We start from the raw sequence: 15856 nt of genomic DNA, 5'->3' as shown, positions 1-15856 counted from the left end.
GGTCGCGACCGCGTCGGCGAGCGTCACACGTAGGAGCCGTCGATGAAGGATTCGGCCGCGCCGCGTACCTCCTCGTAGCGCTCCTCAGCGAGCAGGTCGATAGGGCGCTCGCCGTCTAGGAGACGATTCTTGGCGTGCAGCCACTGGCCGACGCCCCGGGCGGTCAGCGAGTCTGAAAGCAGGAGGACGAGGTCACGGAGCTGCGCGAGCCGGTCGTACCGGTCGGGGCGGATGTCGCCGGTTCGCCAGCCGCGCACCGCGCGGTCAGAGACCTGCGTAACCGCGGCGACATCGACCTGAGTGACGCCGAACGGTTTCAAGGCATCGACAATCTCACTGGCCTCGACCGCCCGGTCCAATGTGTCCGCCATACGAGGCGCTCCTCAACTTCCGGTTTCGCTGCCGGTTATACTACCGGTTATCGACGTCGGCGGCAACGCTGCTGGTGCCTCGCTAACGGAGGGGCATTTGGTGCGCGGACGGCGCGAGCCTGCGGTGCTGCTACTGCAACCGTTGTGCTTTGCGGCGGCGAATACGCGCGGCGGATGTCGAGATGTAGCGCCGATTGACAGGACTCGGCGGTGCGGGGTTGACAATGGTTCAGCATGTTACAGAAGCCTGGTGCGGTTAGCTGTTGCGTTCGGGGATGTTTGGTAACAGCTCGATATCTTCGTCTTTGCCCCAACCCCGTAGCTTGTTCGCGGTTTCGCGTACACAGCGCTTGGCCCAGCGCGGGCTAAGTTGGTTTAGCAGCTCATATTGTCTGGCCCACAACAAGATACGGAAGTCCTGGGTTTGGCGGCTGTGTCTAGCGGAGTACGAACTGCCGGCGTCAAAGGTTAGTCCCTCGGCGAACCAGTACAGGACGTCATCGATCTCGCCGACGCGATCGAAGTTCGGCTTGCCCCGCTCCCAGTAGCTGTAGTGATACCTGCCGTCATCGTCGATGAAGATGTTCAGATCGTCGTTCTTCAACAGGTGGCCGACCTCGACTGGTTGAGCGTTCAGCTTTGCGGCGAGTCGATTGATTTCTGACTGCAGATGGGCCGTCTTGTCATCAACCATAGCCGTCTCCTTGTTAAACAAAGGGCACCTGTTTGCGTATCCTTGCTGCATCTCGACAACAATCCCTACCGCGCCATGTTGGCGAACCGCGACAAGTGCAGTTGGTGAGCGACGGTGACGGTCTTGGTCGGGCCGTTGCGGTGCTTGGCCAGAATCAAGTCCGCCTCGCCGCCGCGCGGATCGTCGCGCTCGAAGGCATCCGGGCGGTGTAGCAAAATCACCAAATCCGAGTCTTGCTCCAAAGAATTATGGGCACTGATCCCATTTGCGACGAAATTGTGTGTTTCACATACGGTTCCGTCGTAGACGTCCTGTTCGCCGATGCTAGTGATGTCTACGATTTGATCCCAGAACACGTCCGTCGTGGCCAGTGCATGGATCTCCCGGTCTTCGAGCAGTGCCGCAACACGGTGCAGTCGCCCGCGACTCGGCGCGTGCTTCCACAATGTCGATCCGCAGAACTTCGTCCCCATTGCGGCGGCAAACTGACGATGCGTCATCTGTTGGCCCACCAACGATGTCTTGACCTGGCTCCACACCTCTTTTGGCACCGTGTCCAGGTTGGTGCTGCGGACGATCCCATCGAGTTGGGCGAGCACCTCCTGCGCCGCGACTGCTTTCGCACCGTTCATGCCAACGTGTCGAAGGAACCTCGTCTGGTTCTCTGCACCGTAGATATAGAGGTGCCAGCAGTCGCGGTAGCCCGCCTTGCGCACCCGCTTGATGCGCCCCAATACACCGACTCGAAGCAGTAGTGCCGCCACGTCATCTACCAGACGCCGACTAGTCGACGCATAGTAGATCCGCGCCTGACCGACCTTCGCATCCCAGGCAACGGAACCGTCGGTCGCCCACAGATGCCGTAAGAACAGCGCCACCTGATCGTTAGGCAACGCGAACACCTGTTGCGGCACAAACTTTTCGTAACTCCGCAATCCAAACAGCCCAAGCCCATCCAGCCACGCCGCGATCGGGTTACGTCGACGGTGCGTCAGGTGATACGGCGCCCGCAGCCGCAACGTCGTAACGCGCGCAGCCGGGTAGTCGTCTCGCGCCGCGGTCACCCCGAAGTGCGCGGCGGAGATCGTCACGGCAGCCAGGTTTGCCTCGTCGATGCTGGCGTAGCGGATCGGCTGGTTCTTCACGCACGACCCATCACCGATCATGTGGGCCAGAAGCACCACCTCTGCATCGGCCATCCGCTGCGTGTCTACCGGCTCCGGTACCATCCTCGGCACCGCCAGACGATCACCAACCTTGAGGTCCTCCAACGGAGTCCAGCCATCAATCGTCATGAACGGGTGGTTGCCTGTCGCTTCGACTTCGCGTCCGGAGGCGAGCCGCAGCCGAAACACCTCTTTGCGGCCGCTGGGGAACACATTCGTCATTGGTCGGGCCGTCATGTGCAGCCGCTCGTCCAGCGACCACACCAGCGGTCGCTCGCCGGTGCGTAGTAACTCGCCCAGCGTCACCTCCGCGCCGGTGTCCGCCCGTAAGATCCGCGTCGACGCGGTAAGGCACCCCGATTCCCTTAGATCAGCTAACATTGGCTTCTTGTCGGTGCGCTGCTCGGGACCGCGGTTGAGCTGGCTGATGGCGATAACCGGGACGTCGAGCTCCTTCGCTAAAAGCTTTAAGTTGCGGGAGAATTCGGACACCTCGACCTGGCGCGACTCGAACTTCTTGCCGGACGTCATCAGCTGCAGGTAGTCCACAACAACCAGCTTCAGATCGGCCTTCTGCCGCAGCCGCCGCGCCTTGGCGCGGATCTCCATCATCGTCAGATTCGGCGAGTCGTCGATATACAGTGGCGCCTCGCTGATCTCGCTCATCCGCCGCGCCAGCCGGGTCCAGTCGTCGTCGCTCATCCGGCCCGACCGCATATCGGAAAGTTTGATTTTCGCCTCGGCCGACAGTAACCGCATCACGATCTCGGACTTGCTCATCTCCAACGAAAAAATGACACTGGCCAACCGGTGCTTGATCGAGCAAGACCGCATGAAGTCCAGCCCGAGCGTCGAGTTGTGGGTGGGCACCATCCCGCGACCGGCCAGATACAGGCGGGCGTCGTTGTCGACCTGTACGCACCGCACCGGAACACTGGGCATCCGGTGCACCGAGGCCAACTCCAGAGCCGGGGCCATCAATGCGACGTTATGCTCGGCGTCCAGGCCGATCGACCCGGCCGCCGCGATAGTGTCGCGCCCGCAGCGTAATTCGACCGTGGTCCGCACCCCGTAGCCGGTGGGCCACTGATGAGCCGCGTCGGCGACGATCACCGTGCCGTCGGAGAATTCGACCTCATAACAAGGCCGGCCCAGCATGACATCGGTCGCGGCCAGCACCCGGGTCGGCTGCCCGTCGGCGTCGAGCAACGCATCGCCGTCCGCGACGTCGCCCATCGTCGTCCAGCCGGCCGGCGTCGGCAGCGGCGTATCGAGCGCCAGTGCTTTGCCCACCCCCGGCCTGGCCGCGACGATGATCATCTGCCCGGGATGCAGGCCGTTGGTCACGTCGTCGAGTTCGGTGAACCCGGTCGGCACCCCGCGCGCCAGCCCGCCGCTGGACGCGATCGCATCGATCTCGTCCATCGTCGGCTGCAGCAGGTCCTCCAGCGGGACGAAGTCCTCGGAGAGCCGTCGATCGGTGACCTCGTAGATCTCGGCTTGCGCCCGATCGACCACCTCGGCGACGTCGGAGCCCTCCGCGCCGGCATAGCCGTACTGCACCACTCGGGTGCCGGCCTCCACCAGCCGGCGCAGCAACGCCTTCTCGGCGACGATGCCGGCATAGTAGCCGGCGTTGGCGGCCGTTGGCACCGTCGAAATCAAGGTGTGTAGATACGGCGCGCCGCCGATCCGGCGCAGCAGACCCCGGCGGTCCAGCTCGGCGGCCACCGTCACCGCGTCGGCCGGCTCGCCTCGCCCGTAGAGGTCCAGAATGGCGTCGTAGACGTTCTGGTGCGAGGGGCGGTAGAAATCACCCGGCCGCAGCCGTTCCAGCACGTCAGCGATGGCGTCCTTGCTCAACAGCATCCCGCCGAGCACCGACTGCTCGGCCGCGAGGTCCTGGGGTGGTTGGCGGCCGAAATCCTCGCTGGGGGCGTCCATGGTCGGATGTCCGAGATCGTCGACAACCGCCATGAGCTCCCCACCTCCTTCGGCACATCAGCCGAACGTCTGTTCGACATCCGACGTCTCGAACGCTAGGACAAGCCACCGACATCGCCGGGCGCCGGGTTGACGCTAAAGGTTGCTGCCAAGGTCTCCAAGCGCCACTGTTTATGAAGTTGTGCATCGGCTGTGCATAGCCGTCGGTACCGTGTTGAGGCGGATGTGGAGAACCTGTGGAGCACTCTGTGTTGTTACGGCATTTACCCAGATAAGCGGACCACAACGGTATACAAGTTGTGTGGATGGGAATCTCTTCGGCGTGTCGTGTTCGGTTGCCATTTCGGGCGTGTTGCGTTTCGCCCAGCCATGGCGGGCGTTAACAGACGGTTACGTTCGCTAACGGACCTTACGCGCGTGCAAGTTCGCCGGCGCAACACCGAAGGCCGCTGTGGCCGCCATCGAACTGGATGGTGCTGAGAGTTAGACGCCTGCGACGACGTCGACCGCGATTTCGACGTCGACCCCCGGGTGCAGACGCACCGTGATCGGGTAGGTGCCGATCGCTTTGATATGGGTCTTGGGCAGCCGCACGATCCGCTTGTCGAGGTTGGGCCCGCCCGCCTTCTTGATCGCCGTCACCACGTCGCCGGCCGTCACCGAACCGAACAACTTGCCCGAGTCGCCCGACGCCTTCACCGGCAACGACACCGTGCCGAGCGTATCGATCGCGGTCTTGAGCTCGTTGGCGTGGTCGAGGTCGCGCACCTGTTTGGTTTCCCGGGCGCGGCGGATGTCGTCGACCTGCTTCTGCGCGCCGCGCGACGCAACGATCGCCAGCCCGCGCGGCACCAGGAAGTTACGGCCGTACCCGTCTTTGACCTCGACGGTGTCACCCACAGAACCGAGGTGGTCGACCTCGGCAGTCAAAATCAGCTTCATGTTTCGTGCTTTCTGTTCTGCAGGGTCTACCGCGTCGAGGAGGTGAAGGGCAGCAGCGCGACCTCGCGGGCGTTCTTGACCGCAATCGCGATGTCGCGCTGGTGCTGCACGCAGTTTCCCGTGACGCGTCGGGCACGTATCTTGCCGCGCTCGCTGATGTAGGTGCGCAGCAACGCAGTGTCCTTGTAGTCGATCACTTGATCCTTTTTGCCGCAGAACACGCACTTGCGGGCCTTGACCGGCTTTTCCGGAGCCGGTCGCCGCCTAGTGGACTTGGCCATGTTGGTCTCTTTCGTTCTGTAGTTCGGGTATCAGCAGGTTCGGTTATCAGAAGGGGGGTTCATCGCTGCCGCCGCCGAACGAGCCGGACGCCGGCGCGCTGCCCCACGGGTCGTCGCCGGACCCGCCGCTGGGCTCAGCCGGCGCCGCCTGACGTGACCCGCCGCCGCCGCCGAAGCCGCCGCCGCCCCCGCCGCCCCCGCCGGCGCTGCGGCTGGCCTTGTTGACCTTGGCGGTGGCATACCGAAGCGAAGGCCCGATCTCGTCGACCTCGACTTCGAACACCGTGCGTTTCTCACCTTCGCGGGTTTCGAACGACCGCTGCTTGAGCCTGCCCGAAACGATCACCCGTGAGCCACGGGTCAGGCTTTCGGCAACGTTCTCGGCCGCCTCACGCCAGATGTTGCAGCGCAAAAACAGCGCCTCGCCGTCCTTCCATTCCCCGTTTTGGCGGTCATAGATCCGCGGTGTGGAGGCTACGGTGAAGTTCGCCACGGCAGCACCGGATGGGGTGAACCGCAGTTCGGGGTCGGCGGTCAGGTTTCCGACAACGGTGATGGTGGTGTCACCAGCCACAATTTCCTCCTGGGTCCGCCTGGGATCGGCGGGTGGATTGTCACTGCGCTGAGCCTACGCAACGGCTCTGACGTCCCGGGGTTATTCGCTCACAGGTTAGTGCTTGTCGGTGCGCATCACCTTGGTGCGCAGTACCGACTCGTTCAGGCTGAGCTGACGGTCGAGCTCGGACACCGTCGCTGGCGCGGCCTTGACGTCGATCACCGCATAGATGCCCTCGGCGTGCTTGGCGATCTCATACGCCAGCCGGCGCCGACCCCAGATGTCGACCTTCTCCACGGTTCCGCCGTCTTTGCGGATGACGTTGAGGAAGGTCTCCAACGACGGCTCGACGGTGCGCTCGTCAAGAGTGGGGTCGAGGATGACCATGATTTCGTATGGACGCATGGGAACCTCATCACCTCCTATGGTCGTGTGCGGCCACGGTGCTTTCCGTGGCAGGAGGGTCGCCTGCGTCGGCAACCGCACAAGGTTACCGGACGATGGTTGTGCTTGCGAAATCCGCCGTCGAGTGTGCGTCCAGGGCATCGACACTGCGTTGAGGTCGTCAGGCCCCCGAGGGCTCGGCAGGCAGCCTCGATCGTCGCAGCCGAGCCGGTCGTAGCCAGTCCGCCAGCCATTCCGGCGGCGCATCGCCGGCCCTGTCGAACACCCCGCCCACCGGATCGTCGACCCGCCCACCCCAGCGCACCAGGTCCTCGCCGGGCCGGTAGATCTGGCGGACCACCAGCGCGCAGAGCACCACCACCGCGATGTCGCGCACCAGCACCGCCGCGGTGAACCACTGCTCCGGCAGTCCCCGGTTCGATTCACCGTAGAGGTAGTACATCCGCGGCACCCACACCAGCGCGTCGATCGTCATCCAGGCCAGTAAGACCCGGCGGTGCGGCAACGCCAGCACAGCCAGCGGTACCAGCCACAGCGAGAACTGCGGGCTCCACACCTTGTTCGTCAGCAAAAACGCGGCCACCACCAAAAATGCCAACTGTCCGACCCGGGGTCGCTGCGGTGCCGTAAGTGCGACGTAAGCGATAGCCCCGCAAGACAATACAAACAGCACCGCGGCGACGAGGTTCAATACCGTCGGCGGTTGCCACGTGCCCAGCTTGGGATCGAAGCCGGGCCAGCCGGTAAACGACTTGACGACGTTGTAGATCGAGTCCATGTCATCGCCGCGGCGAGTGTTGAGCCGGAAGAACTCCGACCACCCCCGCGGAAACTCCACCATCACCGGCAGGTTCACCAGCAGCCACGTCACCACCGCCGCTACGGCGGTGCGGGCCAGCTCACGGAGCCTCCCGGTGCGGATCCCCAGCACGAACAGCGGGCCCAACAACAACGCCGGATACAGCTTGGCGGCCACCCCTAAACCGATCAGCACGCCGGCCGGCACCGGCCGTCGCCGCGCCCACGCCAGCAGCCCGCCCGCCGCCAAAGCCGTTGCCAGGGCGTCGAAATTGGTGAACATCTGAAAGATAACCAGCGGTGACGCGGCAACCAACGCCGCATCCCATATTCGTCGACCCGCCAGGCCGGCAGTGGCCCAGATCGTCGCCAGCCAGGCCAGTGCCAGCCCGAGCGCGACGATGTCGAAGAACACCACCACTTCGGCAACGATCGGTAGCGGGACCAGCTTGCTCAACGCGGTGTAGGTCTTGGCCAACGCCATCGACACGTACTGGTAGACCCCGGTCAACACCGGATACTCCATGTATCGCACCGCCGGATGGCCGTCGTAGCGGACCTTCGGACTGCCGCTGGCATCCTCCTCGACCCAGCTGGACTTGTACGGAAACTTGCCCTGGCTCAACAGCTCCGCGCCGTAGAGCGGAATCGTGTCGGAGTAGCACAGCTGGTAGTAGGCGCGTTGGTTCTGCCAGTTGGCCACCCGCGCTTCGCCCGGCCCGGTCCCGGTGCTCTGCAGGCAGGGCGCCTTCGTCGCCCAGCCCAACGCCAGGAACACCAGGGCAATGAGGAACATCACCCGCAGCGGGGTGAGTAGCCGCGCGCGGCCAATCAGCGCGTGTCTGCCCACCGGACCGCCGACGACCGCCGACAGCGCCGCGCCTAAAACGTCGGTGCGGCTGGGACAATCACGGTCTCTGGCGGCGCGCAGATCAACAAGCGACCGACCCGGCGAGATGGCGGCACGGTCTGTCGGGGCGGGTTCTTCGGCGGCGACCCGCTGCGTCACGGCGGCGGCGGCGGTCCGGCGGGTGCTCCCGGTGGCGGTCCGATGGGAACGGTGGTGGGTGGACCGACCGGGATCGTGATACCCGGCGCGATTTCGATGGTGGGCTGGATGACGTTCCCCGGTAGCGGCGGCGCCGGCATTTCCTCCTTCGGCGGTGGCGGCGGCGCGACCGGCGCGCCGGCGTACCCACCGATCGCGCCGGGCTTGGGGAAGGACTCGTTGGAGGTGCCCTTTAGCGCACCGTCCATGGTCGCTTTCCAGATGTCGGCCGGCAGGCTCGAGCCCCATACCGGCGAGCCCCATTTGTTGACCAGCGGTTCGTCGTCCTTGACAGTGCCCACCCACACCGCAGTCGACAACGACGGCGTGTATCCCACCATCCACGCGTCCTTATTGGCATCGGTCTTACCGAGCTGTGTGGTGCCGGTCTTGGCCGCCGACAGCCGGCCACCGGCCAGGGTATGACCCCGCGAGTAGCCGGCGATCGGCTGCATCGCCGACGTGACATTGTCGGCGACGTCTTTGGGGATGCGCTGTTCGTCGGTGTCGTCCCGGGTGGAAGCGTCGAAGAGCACATGGCCGTCGGAGTTGACCACCTTTTGCACGAAATGCGGAGCGTGATAGATACCGGAGTCGGCCAGCGTCGCGTACGCCGAAGCCATGTCCATCACCCGGGTCTGATACTGGCCCAACACAATTCCGTTGTTGGGTGGGCCACCCTGGCCGTCTTCGGACAGCGTGTGCGGAACGCCGGGGAAGCTGTCGGCTATCCCCGCCTGGTGTGCCGCCTTCGCGACGTCTTCCGGCCCGTTCTTTAGCTTGAGCATCAGCCGGTAGTAAGAGGTGTTCAACGATCGTTTCAGGGCCTCGGCAATGTTGCAGGTGCCGCAGCTTTCGCCCTCGACGTTGGTGATCTTGATGCCGTCGACGGTCAGTGGAGAGCTATCTACCTGATAGCCCAACCCGATGCCCTGTTCGAGCGCGGCGATCAACGTGAAAACCTTGAACGACGACCCGGTCTGCAGGCCGGCCTGTGCGAAGTCGAAGCCGTTGGCGTCCGAACCGCCGTAGTAGGCCTTCACCGCACTGTTATGCGGGTCGATCGAGACCACCGCGGCCCGCATGTCGGGGTCCTGGCTGTCGACGTACTGCGACACCGCCTTCTCGGCGGCCTTTTGGGCTTGCGTGTCGATCGTGGTGGTGATCTGCAACCCCTGAGTATTGAGAGTCTGCTCGTCGATGTTGAACAGGTCGAGCAACTCCTTGGTCACCTGCCGCTCAATCAGACCGTTGGGGCCGCTGGTCTGGTTTTGCGCGCGGGCCTGATCCGGCGGCAGTGTCGATGGAAACGTCTGCGCTGCGCGATCTTTCGGTGACAGCGCACCCGTCTCGACCATGCCGTCGAGCACCCAGTTCCAGCGCGCCCGGGCGCCCTGCGGGTCGACCGCCGGGTCGAGCGAGGACGGGCGTTGGATCAACGCGGCCAGTAGTGCGCCCTCGGCGACGTCAAGCTGTTCGACGGGTTTGTCGAAGTACGCCTTGGCGGCCGCTGAGATGCCGTAGGCACCCCGACCGAAGTAGATGATGTTCAGGTAGGCCTGCAACACATCGTCTTTGGACCACTCCCCCGACATCTTGGTGGCGATGACGAGTTCCTTGGCCTTGCGGATCATGCCGCTCATCCCGCTGCGCTGCGAGCCCACCAGCGCGTTCTTGACGTACTGCTGGGTGATGGTCGAGCCGCCCTGGAGGTCACCGCCGAACAGGTTGTTTTTCACCGCCCGCGCGAATCCGGAAAACGAAAACCCCGGATTGGAATAGAAGTTGCGGTCTTCGGCCGCGATTACCGCCTGCCGCACGTGCACCGGAACCTGGTTGAGGTCCACGTCGACCCGGTTACCCTCGGGTGGAACAATTTTGGCTAGTTCCGTACCGTCACTGGCCAGGATCGTCGACACCTGGTTGCTACGGATGTCGCCGGGCTTGGGCACGTCGACGATCAAGTAGGCCATCGCGAAGGTGACGAACGGCAGCAGCAGCAGCACCGCCGCGGTCACATAGAGCCCGCGCCGCACCCATCTCCAGTCGATACGGCGAAGCCAGGTCCAGTCCGGTAGCTGCGGCGGCGGCGGACCGCCGCCGGACGGGCCGCCGCCGGGCGGACGTCGATCGCTCAATGGCTGCTGCCGTTGCGGCGGTCGGGGCGGCGAGATCGGATCGTGCTCCGGCTGCCTGGGCCCCGTGCCGTCCAGCGCGGCCTTGACCGCCTCGATCGGATCTCGCAGTCGTTGTGACCGGTCGTCCGTGACGGGCGGGAGGATCGACGTCAACCGGTCGTCGGGCGGAACCGCCCGGCGTTGCCCCGGCCGCGGTTGCTGGCGCGACCGGTTGTCGCCATCGCCGGACGGAGCCTCGGACTCACCGCTGCCGTTCCCGGCATCGGCGGCCGACGGGTCCTGGCGCCCTTCGTTATTCACTGGCCGTGCGGACGCCGTTGCGCGCCGTCCGGGCACTCCGCGACCCCCTGGGCGGACGGGCCGGCCGAGACGCGCCGAGCACATACGATTTGACCAGGTGATTCCAGCTGCAGGTCCGGCATACCTCCACTACGTGTACGGAGAACTCCTCGTACCGGGACGCCAGCAGGACCAACTCTTCGGCGGTGCGCGCGGAGCCGGATACCGCGCCCAGGTGGTCGCCGAACACCCACGACACCAGCGTGAGCTGCTCCTTCCGGCAGATCGGGCACATCACCGCGCTGAGTTTCCCGTGGAACTTCGCGGCACGCAGCAGGTAGGGGTTGGCGTCACACACCTCGGAGACACCGGTTCGCCCCGAGTAGACCTCGGCCAGCAGTGAGCGACGCCGAAGCGCATACTCCACTACCTGTCGCTGCAATCGCACGCCCACCAGAGTACGACGGCTTCCGGCTCACGCATTCGGAGATCACCATGCGGCGCGGGCTTCTACGATCATCGCCGTGGCGATACGGCAAACGACGGCGACCCGGGCCAAAGACAGCGACCGGGAGGACACCTGTCGGATTCTCGACGGGGCGCTCAGGGAGGGCCAGCTGTCGACGGAGGAGCACCGGGAACGCGTCGGCGTGGCGACTAACGCCGTCACGCTCGGCGATCTGCACGCACTGGTGACTGATCTGCAGACCGAGAGCGCCCCGGTGCAGCTGCCCGCGCTTGCCAAGACGCCTAAGCTCGGCGGCCGGGGTATCGCCGCGGCAGCACTGGTCGTCGCGGTGTTGCTGGGCGTCGGCATCGGGTGGGGGCTCTACGGCAACACCAGCTCGCCGCTGAGTTTCACGTCGGATCCCGGCGCCAAGCCCGACGGCGTCGCGCCGGTGGTGCTCACACCGCCCAGACAACTGGAGTCGCTGGGCGGTCTGACCGGGCTGATGGAACAAGCGCGTAAGAAGTTTGGCGACACCAAGGGCTATCGCCTGGTGATCTACCCCGACTATGCGTCGATGGATCGCCCCGATCCCAAAGACGAGCGCCGGTACCTGAGCTACACCTACCGCGGCGGGTGGGGTGATCCCACCAGCTCAGCCAAGAGCGGTGACGGCGTCCTGGTCGATTTGGGGCAATTCGACCCGAAGACGACAGTTGGCATCCTGCGGGGAGCGCCGGAAACGCTTGGCATCAAGCAGTCCGACGTCAAATCCACCTACCTGATCGTGGAGCCGTCCCGCGACCCGACGACACCGGACGCGCTGTCGCTGTCGGTGTATGTCTCCAGTGATTACGGCAGCGGCTACATCCAATTTGCCGGCGATGGCGCCGCCAAACGGGTGAACTACCCGTCCTGAGTGGCTGAACGCTGTACAAACAGCAGCTGGTGTGGTGGCAAATATATCGGGGCGATACTATGACGCGAGGCTGTGCCCCGACATGTCGATCTGTCGTAACAACCCGAGTAAAGGAGGTGACTCGATGCTGGAGCTTGCCATCCTCGGACTCGTGCTCGAGTCGCCTATGCACGGCTACGAGCTGCGTAAACGGCTGACCGGTCTGCTGGGGGCGTTCCGCGCCTTTTCTTATGGGTCGCTCTACCCGGCGCTGCGGCGGATGCAGGCCGACGGGCTGATCGCCGAGGACGCCGCGCCGGCCGGGACCCCGGTGCGGCGGGCCCGGAGGGTGTACCAGCTGACCGACGCGGGCCGGCGACGCTTCAGCGAGCTGGTGGCCGACACCGGCCCGCACAACTACACCGACGACGGCTTCGGCGTGCACTTGGCGTTCTTCAACCGCACCCCGGCCGAAGCGCGGATGCGCATCCTGGAAGGCCGCCGCCGCCAAGTGGAGGAGCGCCGTGAGGGCCTGCGCGACGCAGTGGCGCGGGCCAGCAACTCGTTCGATCGCTACACCCGCCAGCTGCACCAGCTCGGATTGGAGTCGAGCGAACGGGAAGTCAACTGGCTCAACGAGCTGATCGCCGCCGAACGCGTGGCGCAACGCCGCGCCGAACAGTCCTAAATCCATCCGACCAAACCGGCAGAACCACGACAGAGGTAGAAGGAGAACGCCCGATGACTGAGCAAACTGTGGCAGAGGCGTCGACGGAGATCCGGGTCGCGATCGTCGGCGTCGGCAACTGCGCATCGTCGCTGGTACAGGGCGTCCAGTATTACCAGAACGCCGACGAGGCCTCGTCGGTGCCGGGTCTGATGCATGTGCGGTTCGGGCCGTACCACGTCCGCGACGTCAAGTTCGTCGCCGCGTTCGACGTGGACGCCAAGAAGGTCGGCTTCGACCTTTCCGATGCGATCTTCGCGTCGGAGAACAACACCATCAAGATCGCCGACGTACCGCCCACCAACGTGGTCGTGCAGCGCGGCCCGACGCTGGACGGCATCGGCAAGTATTACGCGGACACCATCGAGCTGTCCGATGTCGAGGCCGTCGACGTGGTCGCTGCCCTGCGGGACTCCAAGGCAGACGTGCTGGTCTCCTACCTGCCGGTGGGATCGGATGAGGCAGACAAGTTCTACGCCCAGTGCGCGATCGACGTCGGCGTGGCATTCGTCAACGCCCTGCCGGTGTTCATCGCCTCCGACCCGGTGTGGGCGGCCAAGTTCACTGACGCCGGTGTGCCGATCGTCGGCGACGACATCAAGAGCCAGGTCGGTGCGACGATCACCCACCGGGTGATGGCCAAGCTGTTCGAGGACCGCGGCGTGCAACTGGATCGCACCATGCAGCTCAATGTGGGCGGCAACATGGACTTTCTGAACATGCTCGAACGCGAGCGGTTGGAGTCGAAGAAGATCTCCAAGACCCGGGCCGTCACCTCCAACCTGAAGCGCGAGTTCAACACCAAAGACGTGCACATCGGCCCGTCCGACCACGTCAGCTGGCTTGATGACCGCAAGTGGGCCTACGTGCGACTGGAGGGCCGCGCGTTCGGCGACGTACCGCTGAATCTGGAGTACAAGCTCGAGGTGTGGGACTCGCCGAACTCCGCGGGCGTGATCATCGACGCGATCCGGGCGGCCAAGATCGCCAAAGACCGCGGCATCGGCGGGCCGGTCGTGGCAGCGTCGGCGTACCTGATGAAGAGCCCGCCGCAGCAGCTGGCCGACGACGTCGCCCGCACCCGGCTCGAGCAGTTCATCACGGATTGATGCTCGCGAGAGTGCAACTGGCGACGACCCTTCTTGGAAAACATGACGCTACTTGCACTTTCGCGGCGGAATAACTATGGCCGGGCTCTCCGAATTCGCGTTTCTGCCCGAGAATGCCGAGCAGGCCGGCGTAACTGGGCCGTTGCCCAGTGTGGAACGCGTCCACGCGGGTGCGGTCAGCGCGCTGCGCTGGGGCGAGCGCTCGCCACGGCTGATCTTCCTGCATGGTGGCGGACAGAACGCGCACACCTGGGACACCGTGATCGTCGGCGTGGGCGAGCCGGCGTTGGCGGTGGACCTGCCCGGTCATGGCCATTCCGACTGGCGCGACGATGGTGACTACGCGCCGCAGCGCAACGCGGCCGCCTTGGCGCCGGTCCTGCGCGAGCTCGCTCCGGATGCCAACCTTGTCGTCGGCATGTCGTTGGGCGGGCTGACCGCGATCGGGCTGGCCGCGGCCGCACCGGAACTGGTGGCCGAACTGATGCTCGTCGACGTCACACCGTCGGCGCTGCGCCGACACGCCGAACTGACCGCCGACCAGCGCGGCACGGTGGCCTTGATGCACCGCGAACGGGAATTTCCCAGCTTTGCCGCGATGCTGGAGTTGACTACCGCGGCGGCGCCGCACCGCGACAAGAAGTCGTTGCGGCGCGGGGTGTTTCACAATTCCCGTCAGCTCGACGACGGCCGCTGGACGTGGCGCTACGACACCATGCGCACAACGCCCGACTTCGCCGGCCTATGGGACGCTGTGGCAGCCATGACCGCGCCGATCACCCTGGTGCGGGGCGGCGGGTCGGGTTTCGTCACCGACGAGGACGCCGACGAACTCGCCCAGCGCGCAACACATTTCGTTGGTGTGCACATCGTCGAGAACTCCGGGCACTCCGTGCAAAGCGACCAGCCGCGCGCCTTGATCGACATCGTGCGGACAGTGCTCGATACACGGTGACCTACCGTGGTCGTATGACTCGCCCCGATTTGCCCATCAGGATCGCCGTGCAGCTGCAGCCGCAGCACGCTGCCAACTACCAAGCCATCCGCGACGCCGTCCGCCGCTGCGAAGACATCGGTGTCGATGTCGCGTTCAACTGGGATCACTTCTTCCCGCTCTACGGCGACCCGGACGGTGCTCACTTCGAATGCTGGACGATGCTGGCCGCCTGGGCCGAGCAGACATCGCGCATCCAATTCGGCGCATTGGTCAGCTGTAACTCCTACCGCAACCCGGAACTGCTCGCCGACATGGCGCGCACGGTCGACCACATTTCCGACAGCCGGTTGATTTTGGGTATCGGCGCCGGCTGGAAACGTAAGGACTATCGCGAGTATGGGTTCCCGTTCGGTACGGCCGGCAGCCGCCTCGACGACCTGGCGGCCGCACTGCCCCGAATCAAGTCCCGGCTGACGAAGCTCAATCCGGCGCCCACCGGCCAGATTCCGCTGCTGATCGGCGGCGAGGGCGAACGCAAGACGCTTCGCCTGGTCGCCGAGCACGCCGACCTGTGGCACAGTTTTGCCACCGCTGAGACGTATCCCCACAAGACTGCCGTGCTGGCCGAACACTGCGGCGCCATCGGACGTGACCCGGCCGACATCGAGCACTCGGCCGCGGTGGGAGGCGAAACAGGCGGCGGGACGGGTTCCGATGCGCTGATCGCCGAGGCCGAGGGACTGACGCAGCTCGGCGTGACGGTGCTGACCATCGGCGCCTCCGGTCCGGACTACGACCTGAGCGGCGCACAAGCGCTATGCCGCTGGCGTGATCGCCGTTAAACACCGGTAGGTGCCGTCGGCGTGAGAAACTGGCCCGCGAAATGCCGAAGAAATACGGGGCCAAAGAGAAGGACCAGGTCGTCGCCTACATCCTCAACCTGGTGCTGACCGGCAAGCTGCGCACCGGGGACCGGGTCGACCGCAATGAGGTCGCCAAGGAGCTGGGGATGAGTCGCGTCCCGGTGCAAGAGGCCGTCGTTCAGTTGGAACGCGACGGCGTGCTGTCCACCCGATACCACCGGGGCGCGTTCGTCGAACGGTTCGACGAAGACA

The 15856-nt window shown here is 65.0% G+C and carries 16 protein-coding genes; 6 read left to right on the top strand and 10 right to left on the bottom strand.

All coding sequences use genetic code 11. The annotated features are described in order from the left end of the window. Nucleotides 1-23: 23 nt before the first annotated feature. The 10 genes from ACRDTL_RS18540 to ACRDTL_RS18495 all read right to left on the bottom strand — a co-directional run bounded on the left by ACRDTL_RS18540 (nt 24) and on the right by ACRDTL_RS18495 (nt 11070). Nucleotides 24-371 carry a DUF2384 domain-containing protein gene (locus ACRDTL_RS18540; protein ID WP_431508156.1) on the bottom strand — a complete coding sequence of 116 codons (348 nt, stop codon included), beginning with the start codon at nt 369-371 and terminating at the stop codon, nt 24-26. Nucleotides 372-627: 256 nt separating this feature from the next. Then, nucleotides 628-1065 carry an Imm63 family immunity protein gene (locus tag ACRDTL_RS18535; protein WP_431508155.1) on the bottom strand — a complete coding sequence of 146 codons (438 nt, stop codon included), beginning with the start codon at nt 1063-1065 and terminating at the stop codon, nt 628-630. Nucleotides 1066-1130: 65 nt separating this feature from the next. Then, complete coding sequence (locus tag ACRDTL_RS18530; protein ID WP_431508154.1) at nt 1131-4208, bottom strand: replicative DNA helicase; 3078 nt, start codon at nt 4206-4208, stop codon at nt 1131-1133. 450 nt (nt 4209-4658) lie between these two features. Then, on the bottom strand, nt 4659-5117 hold the full coding sequence (rplI, locus tag ACRDTL_RS18525) for a 50S ribosomal protein L9 (RefSeq protein WP_431508153.1): 459 nt from the start codon (nt 5115-5117) through the stop codon (nt 4659-4661). A 26-nt stretch (nt 5118-5143) separates the two neighbouring features. Then, complete coding sequence (gene rpsR / locus ACRDTL_RS18520) at nt 5144-5398, bottom strand: 30S ribosomal protein S18 (protein ID WP_431508152.1); 255 nt, start codon at nt 5396-5398, stop codon at nt 5144-5146. A 46-nt stretch (nt 5399-5444) separates the two neighbouring features. Beyond that, nucleotides 5445-5972 carry a single-stranded DNA-binding protein gene (locus tag ACRDTL_RS18515; protein WP_431508151.1) on the bottom strand — a complete coding sequence of 176 codons (528 nt, stop codon included), beginning with the start codon at nt 5970-5972 and terminating at the stop codon, nt 5445-5447. A 96-nt stretch (nt 5973-6068) separates the two neighbouring features. Then, complete coding sequence (rpsF, locus tag ACRDTL_RS18510) at nt 6069-6359, bottom strand: 30S ribosomal protein S6 (RefSeq protein WP_431508150.1); 291 nt, start codon at nt 6357-6359, stop codon at nt 6069-6071. Nucleotides 6360-6519: 160 nt separating this feature from the next. After that, nucleotides 6520-8115 (bottom strand): glycosyltransferase family 87 protein, encoded by a 1596-nt coding sequence (locus tag ACRDTL_RS18505; protein ID WP_431508158.1) that lies wholly within the window; start codon nt 8113-8115, stop codon nt 6520-6522. A gap of 47 nt (nt 8116-8162) precedes the next feature. Then, complete coding sequence (locus tag ACRDTL_RS18500) at nt 8163-10643, bottom strand: transglycosylase domain-containing protein (RefSeq protein WP_431508149.1); 2481 nt, start codon at nt 10641-10643, stop codon at nt 8163-8165. Then, the gene (locus ACRDTL_RS18495) at nt 10636-11070 is read right to left on the bottom strand and encodes a DUF5318 family protein (RefSeq protein WP_431508148.1); all 435 of its coding nucleotides are present in this window, start codon (nt 11068-11070) and stop codon (nt 10636-10638) included. Before ACRDTL_RS18495 ends, ACRDTL_RS18500 begins: the two co-directional genes overlap by 8 nt. 67 nt (nt 11071-11137) lie before the next feature. Between ACRDTL_RS18495 and ACRDTL_RS18490 the strand changes: the two genes are divergently transcribed. The 6 genes from ACRDTL_RS18490 to ACRDTL_RS18465 all read left to right on the top strand — a co-directional run. Next, nucleotides 11138-11989 carry a DUF1707 SHOCT-like domain-containing protein gene (locus ACRDTL_RS18490; RefSeq protein WP_431508157.1) on the top strand — a complete coding sequence of 284 codons (852 nt, stop codon included), beginning with the start codon at nt 11138-11140 and terminating at the stop codon, nt 11987-11989. 124 nt (nt 11990-12113) lie between these two features. Beyond that, nucleotides 12114-12656, top strand: coding sequence for a PadR family transcriptional regulator (locus tag ACRDTL_RS18485; protein WP_431508147.1), 543 nt, complete (start codon nt 12114-12116; stop codon nt 12654-12656). A gap of 53 nt (nt 12657-12709) precedes the next feature. Next, nucleotides 12710-13804: an inositol-3-phosphate synthase gene (locus ACRDTL_RS18480; RefSeq protein ID WP_431508146.1), complete on the top strand. Its 1095-nt coding sequence runs from the start codon at nt 12710-12712 to the stop codon at nt 13802-13804. A 76-nt stretch (nt 13805-13880) separates the two neighbouring features. After that, nucleotides 13881-14759, top strand: a complete 879-nt coding sequence (locus tag ACRDTL_RS18475; RefSeq protein ID WP_431508145.1) for an alpha/beta fold hydrolase — start codon at nt 13881-13883, stop codon at nt 14757-14759. Nucleotides 14760-14773: 14 nt separating this feature from the next. Then, entirely contained in the window at nt 14774-15583 is an 810-nt protein-coding gene (locus ACRDTL_RS18470) for an LLM class F420-dependent oxidoreductase (RefSeq protein ID WP_431508144.1), read from the top strand. A 41-nt stretch (nt 15584-15624) separates the two neighbouring features. Then, the coding region (locus ACRDTL_RS18465; RefSeq protein WP_431508143.1) for a GntR family transcriptional regulator at nt 15625-15856 on the top strand (232 nt) is incomplete at its 3' end.

The organism is Mycobacterium sp. (genome assembly GCF_050700595.1).
Classification (GTDB): Bacteria; Actinomycetota; Actinomycetes; order Mycobacteriales; family Mycobacteriaceae; genus Mycobacterium.
Note: the sequence above shows the minus strand (reverse complement) of the source record. Positions and strands in the feature narration are given on the sequence as shown.

What these genes read in the sequence shown, in the direction of transcription:
- ACRDTL_RS18540 (WP_431508156.1), bottom strand. Translation starts at nt 371, where the DNA reads ATGGCGGACACATTGGACCGGGCGGTCGAGGCCAGTGAGATTGTCGAT.
- ACRDTL_RS18535 (WP_431508155.1), bottom strand. Translation starts at nt 1,065, where the DNA reads ATGGTTGATGACAAGACGGCCCATCTGCAGTCAGAAATCAATCGACTC.
- ACRDTL_RS18530 (WP_431508154.1), bottom strand. Translation starts at nt 4,208, where the DNA reads ATGGCGGTTGTCGACGATCTCGGACATCCGACCATGGACGCCCCCAGC.
- rplI (WP_431508153.1), bottom strand. Translation starts at nt 5,117, where the DNA reads ATGAAGCTGATTTTGACTGCCGAGGTCGACCACCTCGGTTCTGTGGGT.
- rpsR (WP_431508152.1), bottom strand. Translation starts at nt 5,398, where the DNA reads ATGGCCAAGTCCACTAGGCGGCGACCGGCTCCGGAAAAGCCGGTCAAG.
- rpsF (WP_431508150.1), bottom strand. Translation starts at nt 6,359, where the DNA reads ATGCGTCCATACGAAATCATGGTCATCCTCGACCCCACTCTTGACGAG.
- ACRDTL_RS18485 (WP_431508147.1), top strand. Translation starts at nt 12,114, where the DNA reads ATGCTGGAGCTTGCCATCCTCGGACTCGTGCTCGAGTCGCCTATGCAC.
- ACRDTL_RS18480 (WP_431508146.1), top strand. Translation starts at nt 12,710, where the DNA reads ATGACTGAGCAAACTGTGGCAGAGGCGTCGACGGAGATCCGGGTCGCG.
- ACRDTL_RS18475 (WP_431508145.1), top strand. Translation starts at nt 13,881, where the DNA reads ATGGCCGGGCTCTCCGAATTCGCGTTTCTGCCCGAGAATGCCGAGCAG.
- ACRDTL_RS18470 (WP_431508144.1), top strand. Translation starts at nt 14,774, where the DNA reads ATGACTCGCCCCGATTTGCCCATCAGGATCGCCGTGCAGCTGCAGCCG.